Annotated in this window: 1 protein-coding gene and 1 pseudogene; both read right to left on the bottom strand. The window is 65.0% G+C overall.

Annotation, left to right across the window (positions count from 1 at the left end):
* Positions 1 to 502 (bottom strand): annotated as a pseudogene (gene adh, locus EOA29_RS36870) (aldehyde dehydrogenase); the annotation flags it as partial.
* Positions 503 to 642: 140 nt separating this feature from the next.
* On the bottom strand, positions 643 to 1,259 hold a 617-nt coding region (locus EOA29_RS36865), incomplete at its 5' end, for a helix-turn-helix domain-containing protein (protein ID WP_127222420.1).

Here is a 1,259-nt window from a genome sequence, read left to right as displayed (position 1 = left end):
GCAGCGGGAAGTTCCACGGAATGATCTGGCCGACGACGCCGAGCGGCTCATGGAAATGATAGGCGACGGTGTCGTGGTCGATTTCGGAGAGGCTGCCTTCCTGGCTGCGCAGCACGCCGGCGAAATAGCGGAAATGGTCGACGGCCAAAGGAAGGTCGGCCGCCGTCGTTTCGCGGATCGGCTTGCCGTTGTCCCAGGTCTCGGCGAGCGCCAGCAGATCGAGGTTTTCTTCCATGCGATCGGCGATGCGATGGAGGATCAGCGCGCGCTCCGCGGGGCTGGTCTTGCCCCAGGCATCCTTGGCCTTGTGCGCGGCATCGAGTGCTGCCTCGATATCGTTCGCATCCGAGCGGGCGATTTCACACAAGGGCCGCCCGGTAACCGGCGAGATGTTATCGAAATATTTGCCGGAGTGCGGCGCCGTCCACTTGCCACCGATGAAGTTGTCGTAACGCTTGGCGAAAGGAACCTTGGCTGTACGCGAAAATTCTACCTTGTTCATGACTTCCTCCCAAGAAGCACGCCGCGGGATGCGGCGCGTCAGGAGGGAAGGGTCGCGGACAGGCTTCGGTTTGTCAGCCCGGGGCGGGACGATCGCGGCCGCCGAGTGTCGCAGAACTGCGACAGGTCAGGGCCGTGAAATCAATGCGGACGGCGGATAGCGAAACGGGCGAGCTTGCGATGCAGCGTCGCGCGCGAAATACCTAGGCTTTGCGCCGCCGCCGAGACATTGCCGCCGGCGCGAGCCAGCGCCCGCTGGAGCACGCCGCGCTCGGCATCGTCGAGGTCTTCCCTCGCGCCTGGCGCATCGCCGAGGACGTCTGCTGCCAACAGCCCCTTGGCCAGGGCTTCGCGCGTTATGCCAAGCGCAAGCCGCGCGTTGCGCGTCGCGCCGATCACCAGATCGTCCGAATCGACCGCGATGAGCGCGCCGGCGGTACGCTCAGCGGCAGGGGCCAACAGAATGCGGGCGCCGGAAAACACCATGCGGAAATTCTCGGCCTCGATGCGGCGCGCGGCATCCCCCACGGCGACGGCGATGAGCTGGACGAAACCCTCCGTCAGATCCGACCGGCAGGAGGACACGTCGAGCGCAGCCGCCAGATTGCCTTCGTGATCATAGACCGGCGCGGTCGTGCAACTGAGCAAGGTGTTGCGCGAAAAGAAATGCTGGTCGCGATGGATGGTGAGCGCCCGTTGGTCTGCGATGCAGGTGCCGATCCCGTTGGTGCCTTCGCTCTCCTCGCTCCAGACCGTGC

The organism is Mesorhizobium sp. M1E.F.Ca.ET.063.01.1.1, assembly GCF_003998155.1.
Lineage (GTDB): Bacteria > Pseudomonadota > Alphaproteobacteria > Rhizobiales > Rhizobiaceae > Mesorhizobium.
Note: the sequence above shows the minus strand (reverse complement) of the source record. Positions and strands in the feature narration are given on the sequence as shown.